Below are 7,004 nucleotides of genomic sequence, written 5' to 3' on the forward strand. Positions count from 1 at the left end.
CGCCGAAGGCGTAGTCGAAGCCGCCCTGGATCGCGGGCTTGAAGCCCTTGGTCTTGGCGTAGTCGTTCTTCCCGATCATGTCCTGGTCCTGGCCGCGGAACTTGTAGTTGCTGGTCAGTGCCACATTCCCCGTGAGCTGTGCGCTCGCAAGCATCGGCAGGGCAGCAAGGGCGGCCACGGCCATTGCCTGGGCGAATTTACGGTGCATCATCGAGACTCCTCGGAGTTGGTTGGATTGTTGGGGGACACCGTCTCATAGCAGGGAGCGTGCCAAAGTGCACGTTTTGCCCTGCGGCACGGCGGCCTCCCCCGCACCTGCAACCCAGGCGAAATAGTTACAAGCGTGTTCAGTTGCGGTACCCCATGGGGCACCGCGGTGCATGAGCCCGGCCAAAAACGGGCGCACCACAATGGTGAGAGGGAGTGGAATGAGCCTGTCTTTGGTGCAAAGCCGCGCTTTGCTTGGGCTGGAAGCGGCCAGTGTCACGGTCGAGGTGCATCTGGCGAACGGCCTGCCGAGCTTCACGCTCGTCGGGCTRGCAGAAACCGAGGTCAAGGAGGCGCGCGAGCGGGTGCGCTCGGCCATCCAGAACGCCGGCCTGGAGTTTCCGAACAACAAGAAGATCGTCGTCAACCTGGCGCCGGCCGACCTGCCCAAGGATTCCGGCCGCTTCGACCTGCCGATCGCGCTCGGCATCCTCGCGGCCAGCGGGCAGCTCCAGCCCGCGCTGCTGGCGGGCCATGAATTTGCCGGCGAGCTCTCCCTTTCAGGCGAGCTGCGGCCGGTGCGCGGCGCGCTCGCCATGGCGCTGGCCCTGCACACGCGCGGCATCGCGACGCGCCTGGTGCTGCCCGCCGCCAGCGCCCAGGAAGCAGCGCTGGTGCCCGGCAGCGAGGTGTATGGCGCCAGGCACCTGCTGGACGTGGTGCAGCGCTTCATGCCCGAGGGCGCCGCGCTGCCGCAGGGCGAGGAACAGCAGCAACAGCAGCCCGCCACGGACGGCTGGGCCCGCGTGCACGCCGCAGCCGCGGCGCCCGCGCCGCTCTATGCCGACCTGGCCGACGTCAAGGGCCACGCCGGCGCCAAGCGCGCCCTCGAGATCGCCGCCGCGGGCGGGCACAGCCTGCTGATGGTCGGCGAGCCCGGCTCGGGCAAGTCGATGCTGGCGCAGCGCTTTGCCGGCCTGCTGCCGCCCATGAGCGTCGACGAGGCGCTGGAGAGCGCGGCCGTGGCCAGCCTGGCCGGCAGTTTTTCGGCCGCGCGCTGGATGAACCGGCCGACCTCGGCGCCCCACCACACATCCAGCGCCGTGGCGCTGGTGGGCGGCGGCTCGCCCCCGCGGCCCGGCGAGATCTCGCAGGCGCACCACGGCGTGCTCTTCCTGGACGAATTTCCGGAGTTCGCACGCTCGGCCCTCGAGGCGCTGCGCGAGCCGCTGGAGACGGGCACCATCACCATCGCGCGCGCCGCCCGTCGCGCCGAATTTCCGGCGCGCTTCCAGCTGGTCGCGGCCATGAACCCCTGCCCTTGCGGCTACCTGGGCTCGACGCTGAAGGCCTGTCGCTGCACGCCGGACCAGATCTCGCGCTACCAGGCCAAGCTCAGCGGCCCGCTGCTGGACCGTATCGACCTGCACATCGAGGTGCCCGCGGTGTCGGCGCAGCAGCTCATCGATGCGCCGCCCGGCGAATCCACGGCCAGCATCCGCGCCCGCGTGGTGGCCGCGCGCGAGTTCGCGCTGCAGCGCCAGGGCGGCCCCAACCAGGCGCTGCAGGCCGGCGCCATCGACAAGCATGCCGCGCTCGACGATGCGGCACGCAAGTTCGTCTACAACGCCGCCGCCAAGCTCGGCTGGTCGGCGCGCAGCACGCACCGCGCGCTCAAGGTGGCGCGCACCGTGGCCGACCTGGCGGGCGCCGAATCGGTGGGGGTGGTGCATGTGGCGGAGGCGGTGCAGTACCGCAGGGCGTTGCGGAACTGAGCGCGCCCACCAAGGTGCAGAGGAGCGCCTACTTGAACTCGTGGCTCACCACAGGCGCCGACTTGCTGTCCTGCACCGTCACGCGCTGGCGGTAGACATCGAGGTCGCCGTTGCGCACTTCGATGTTGTAGATGCCCGGGCGCAGCGAGAGCGACTTGAGCGGCGGGCTCACGCCGCGCTCGGCGCCGTCGACGAAGACCTGGCCCCAGGGCCGGATGTTGAGCACCACGCGGCCCATGCCGGGCGGAGCGGCCGGCGGCGCGGGCGGCGGGGTCGGGCCGCCCGCGATCACGGTGGGTACCGGATCGCGCGTGTTCTCGGCCTGGGCCAGGTTCCAGTCCTCGGCTTCGGCGGTGGCCATGGCGGCTTCCGGCGGCGGCACGGGCGTTGGCGTTGCGCCCGGGGGCGTGGCTGCGGGGTCCGGTGTGGCCGGTGCAGGTGCCGGCGCCGCGCCCACTGGCACATTGGTCAGCGGCGTCAACGGGCCGGTCGGTGCGCTGGCCGCTGCCGCGGGAGGCGGCGTGCCGGGCGCTGCCGCCACGTTCTCGCCCGCGGGCGCCGATGACGATGATGAGCCGCCAGCGGCGCCTTCGCCCGGCGGCATGGCGGCGGGCGGCGGCGAGGTGGCGGACATCGGCCCCGACGGCGGGGGCACCGGCACCATGGCGGTCGATGTTTCCTGCCGGCCTGAAGTCAAGTGAAGGCCGATCCAGCTGCCCACGGCCACCAGCGCAATCAGCAGCACGCCGACCAGGCCCCACGGCGGCCGCGACGATTTCTTGCCGGTCGGCGCTGGCTGAGGCTGCGGCTTGCCGGGAGCCGATGGAGGACGCGCCGGCGCTGCCGCAGCCTCGCGCGGTGCGGCGGGCTTGGGCGACGATGACGGTGCCGGCTCGGCCTTGGACGCGGGCTGAGGCTTGGGGTTGGGCTTGGGCTCGGCGGGCTCGGGGGCAGCGGCTTCAGGCCGCACAGCACTGGCCGATGCAGTGGCTTGCGCTGCTGCGGCCGCCGCTGGCGCCGATGCCTGGGGTGCCGCCGAGGCAGCCGGCGCTTGCTGCGGCACCGGTGCCACCGCGGGCGCGGCCTTCGAAGGCGGCGGTGGCGCGATGACGGCCATGGGCGCCGCCAGTCCGCTCACGTAGGTATCGCCCAGCTTGGCAAGCCCCAGTTCGGCCGCGAATGCGGCCACGGTCTGCGTGCGGTCCTTGCTGTGCACGGCCAGCGTGTGGTCGACGGCCGCGCAGAAGGCCGGGCTCAGGTCGCTGCGGCCCAGCGACGACAGCGGCACGTAGGCGTCCTGCACGCTGCGCACCACGGCCGATGGCGGCGGGTGGCCGGTGACCGCGCGGTACAGCACGGCGCCCAGCGCGTAGAGATCCGTCCACGCGCCCTGCAGCAGCGTGTTGTCGTCGGCGTACTGCTCGATCGGCGAATAGCCGGACTTCACCATCACCGCCACTTCGTCGACCAGGTCGGCGATCGACTTGCGCGCCGCGCCAAAGTCCAGCAGCACCGGCAGGTCGTCCTGCTGGATGAAGATGTTGTCGGGCGCGATGTCGCGGTGGAAGCACTGGCTGCGGTGCAGCGTCTCGAGCGCGCCGAGCAGCGGGCCGAGCATGCTCAGCAGCCAGGCCTCGGAGATCTTCTTCGGCTCTTCCTCGGCCAGCCGGCGCAGCGTGCGGCCACGGTAGAGCTGGATCGCCATGTAGGCGGTGCTGTTGGCCTCCCAGAAGCGGTGCACCCGCACCAGCGCCGGATGGCTGAACTGCGCGAGCGTGCGCGCCTCGTTGATGAAGCTGCGCAGGCCCGCCTGGAAGGTGGCCGTGAGCCGGTCGGAGCGCACATGCACGCTGTCGTCGCCCACGCGGCGCGCAAGCATCGAGGGCATGTATTCCTTGATGGCCACCTCGCGCTGCAGCGAGTGGTCGTAGGCCCGGTAGACGATGCCGAAGCCGCCTTCGCCAATGACCTCGAGCAGCTCGAATTCGTCCAGCCGGTGGCCCGCGTCCAGCGGATGGGGGCGCTCCTGCGGATCGGCCTGCATGCTGGTGCTGCTGCTGTTGTCATTGCTGGCGTTGGTCGTCATGCATCTCCTCCCGCGGCGGGGGTCTGGTCGTTCATGCCCATGGCACATGCCCCTGTGAAAACAACTTCGAGAACAACGGCGTGTTGAGGCCTCCGCCGTGGGCGGCGGTGCGCAGCGGCGAGCCGTCCGCCTGGTTGGTCCACCAGTAGCTGGTGCTTCCGAAGGCGTCGAAGCACAGCGGCAGCTCGGGCCAGCCGAGGCGCTGCTGCGCACCGGTGGCGCCGGCGCTGCCGGCCGCGGGCCCGAGGATCGAAAGGATGTCGTCCGAGCCGCCGCTCGCGGTCTGGAAGCCGCCGTGGGCCGCCGCCAGCACCTGGCGGTCGAACTGGTCGGGCGCCACGCTGTGGCGGATCGCCTGCAGCAGCGCGCTGCCGCATTGCCAGTACCAGGCGGCCGAGCCCTCGAGCATGGAGGGCCGGTAGCTCGAGGCGGCCACCTGCAGCGTCACGCACACGGGGTAGTAGCGCCCCACGCGGTCGCAGCTGGGCGCCAGGCAGCCGAACTGCACCGCGTCCACGCCCTGCGTGGCCGGAATCGCGAAGTTCCAGACCGGCGCCACCACGTAGTGCCGCGTCATGGCGTCGGGCCAGCGCTTGAAGGTGCCCAGGCCGTTCTGCATCCAGCGGTCCCACCAGGCCTGCAGCTCGCGCGGCACGCGGCGGTAGAGAAAGTCGCCGGCCGCTGGCAGCTTGCCGTACCAGCCGATCTGCTCGTCGTCGGGCACCCATACCCGCGGCGAAGGAATGCCGCTGTTCATGTCAGGATTTCCCGGGGCACGAAAAGCCGTTCATCTGGTGCAGGCGCAGCGGGTTGTAGACGCTGTTCGCCGTCACCGCGAGCACCACCTTCCTGCCCTGCAGGTCGAAGGTCGCGTTGAACGATTCGGGCGCGCTGCCCGACGAAATGGAGGCCTTGTCGAACAGCCGGTGCAGCGCCCACGGCCCTTCGGTGACGATGCCGCCGGCCGGCGTGCCGCTGGCGGTTGTCACCTGCAGCCGCACCTGGTTGCTGTTGCGCGGGCCGGGCCACTTGACGGTGCTGGGGGCCTGCGGCCCGTGTGCATAGCGCACCGTCTGGCCGTCGATGTCGAGCGTGAACTGGCTGATGGCGGCGTCCATGTCCTCGGGCCGGATGTCGATGGTGAACGAGGGCGTGCGCCCGCCCGCCATGCCCGAGAAGAACACGTCGCGGATCGCCTGCGCCTTCTGGAACGAATCGAGGTACGCCGAGCGCCCCGGCGAGCTGCCGTCCACGCCCTTCTTGAAGGCCCAGGGGTTGACGGAGGTGTCGACCTGCGAGGCCAGGTTCTTCTGGAAGAAGTCGTCCATCATGCCGCCCGGCGCGAACAGCTGCGCGAAGTCGCCGGCGGCCACGTCGCGGTTCGAGCCGCGCGAGAACGGATAGCGCCCCGCAATGGCCTGGCTGCAGAACTGGCCGATGGTGGCGGCCGCGTTCTGCCCGATGTTCTGCCGCGTCACCGCCGCCGCCTTGGACGACGCGGTGGCCGAGAGGTCGTTCAGCATGCCCTGGAACGGCACCGGCAGGCGGCCCGCCTCGGCCTGCACCTTGGTGACCGCGTCGCTCGATGGCGGGATGTTGCCGCTGCGCAATGCCGTGTCGGTGGCGGTGAGGAAGGTGTAGAGCTCGTTGATGAGCGCGGCGGTTGCGTCGATCGGCGCCTGGCCGCCGGCCTTGGGCGCGGTGACCATGCGGCGAAGCGGCGCGAAGTGGTTGTCCACCAGCGATTCGGGGCGGTCCGGCACCGTGTTGCGGCGCTGGCTGCCGTCGGGCTGCCCGATGAGCTGCTCGATGCGCTCTCGCGTGCTGGCCACGCGGTTCTGTGCCTGGTCGAGCAGGCTGCGCGTGGCCTCGTCGTGGTTGCGCAGCAGGTCGGTCTCGCGCGCCGCGCCGCGGATGAGGCGCGACATCGGCGACTCGCTGGTCGAGAGCACACGCGTCATCTGGATGCTCTGCAGCAGCGAGCGGCTGTCGGCCAGCCGGACGTCGAGCAGGTAGTCGTCCCAGACGCGGATGTAGTCGGTGAGGTAGAGCCGGCGCACCTCGCGCAGCAGCAGCTCGCGCGAAGTGATGTCGGCCATGCCGGGCGCGCGGATCTGCAGCACCCAGCGGTCTTCCTGTTCGAGCGCAAGCGTGGTCTCGGCCATGCGCTTGTCGAAGATGTCCCAGTAGCCGCGGTAGGTGAACAGCGTCGGGATGCCGTCGGTGAGCGGCTTGCCGCTCGTGCGCTTGATCACCAGCGCCGACTCGGCCCCCGCCGCCTCCGCGATGCTGAAGGCATTGGGCGGACTGGTCTGCAGCAGGATGCGCCGCAGCCGCGCATAGGCGCGCTGCGCCAGCGGCACGCCGGCCAGGCGGTTGCGCGTCTCGGTGACGAGCCGGTCGTCCTTGGCGAAGGGCGAGGTCACCACGCGTTCGGCGAACAGCGCCTTCAGGTGCGACTCGAGGTTGGTGCGCTGCTCGCGCGTGAGGCCGGCGCCGATCTTGCGGTCCACGTCGGTGAGCAGCCAGGCCTGGAGAAAGTCGGCGTCGTAGCGCTCCGCGTCGTACAGCATGAGGTAGGCCTTGAGCGCCTCGTAGCTGTATTCGGCATCGGTCTTGGAAGCCTCGCGCAGCGCCTGCTCCACGCGCTGCGCGGCCTGCGGCAGCAGCACCCCTTCGAGCGCGCGCTGGTAGACGCCGTCGGTCGCGGCCTGCAGCTTCTCGCCCTGGTAGAGGCCGAAGCGGTAGCCCATGGGCGGATCGCCGATGTCGAAATGGCTCGACTTGGGCAGGTCGCGCAGGCGGTCGAGCACGGGCAGCGAGCTCGCGATGTCGCTGTTGGAATCGACCACCGTCGGCAGTTCGCCGCGCGCCGCGGCCTTGTTGAAGGCCTTGGCGTTGGTGTCGACCTCGGCCACGTAGTCGCGGTTGTTGCG

The 7,004-nt window shown here is 70.8% G+C and carries 5 protein-coding genes; 1 reads left to right on the forward strand and 4 read right to left on the reverse strand.

Annotation, left to right across the window (positions count from 1 at the left end):
* Nucleotides 1-211, reverse strand: a 211-nt coding sequence (locus AC1DOC_RS19250) for a TorF family putative porin (protein WP_478130296.1), incomplete at its 3' end; no start/stop codon positions are given.
* Between the two features lie 217 nt (nucleotides 212-428).
* Between AC1DOC_RS19250 and AC1DOC_RS19255 the strand changes: the two genes are divergently transcribed.
* Nucleotides 429-1,982, forward strand: coding sequence for a YifB family Mg chelatase-like AAA ATPase (locus AC1DOC_RS19255; RefSeq protein WP_412510113.1), 1,554 nt, complete (start codon nucleotides 429-431; stop codon nucleotides 1,980-1,982).
* A 28-nt stretch (nucleotides 1,983-2,010) separates the two neighbouring features.
* Here AC1DOC_RS19255 and AC1DOC_RS19260 read toward each other — a convergent pair whose 3' ends face one another.
* The 3 genes from AC1DOC_RS19260 to tssM form a co-directional block, all read right to left on the reverse strand.
* A complete protein-coding gene (locus AC1DOC_RS19260) occupies nucleotides 2,011-4,068 on the reverse strand; it encodes a serine/threonine-protein kinase (protein WP_478130297.1) in 2,058 nt (685 codons plus the stop codon).
* Nucleotides 4,069-4,099: 31 nt separating this feature from the next.
* Nucleotides 4,100-4,825 (reverse strand): type VI secretion system-associated protein TagF, encoded by a 726-nt coding sequence (tagF, locus tag AC1DOC_RS19265; protein ID WP_049808425.1) that lies wholly within the window; start codon nucleotides 4,823-4,825, stop codon nucleotides 4,100-4,102.
* Between the two features lies 1 nt (nucleotide 4,826).
* A partial coding sequence (gene tssM, locus AC1DOC_RS19270) for a type VI secretion system membrane subunit TssM (RefSeq protein ID WP_478130298.1) occupies nucleotides 4,827-7,004 on the reverse strand: 2,178 nt, incomplete at its 5' end.

It is taken from the genome of Variovorax sp. 01T439_2 (assembly GCF_056398445.1).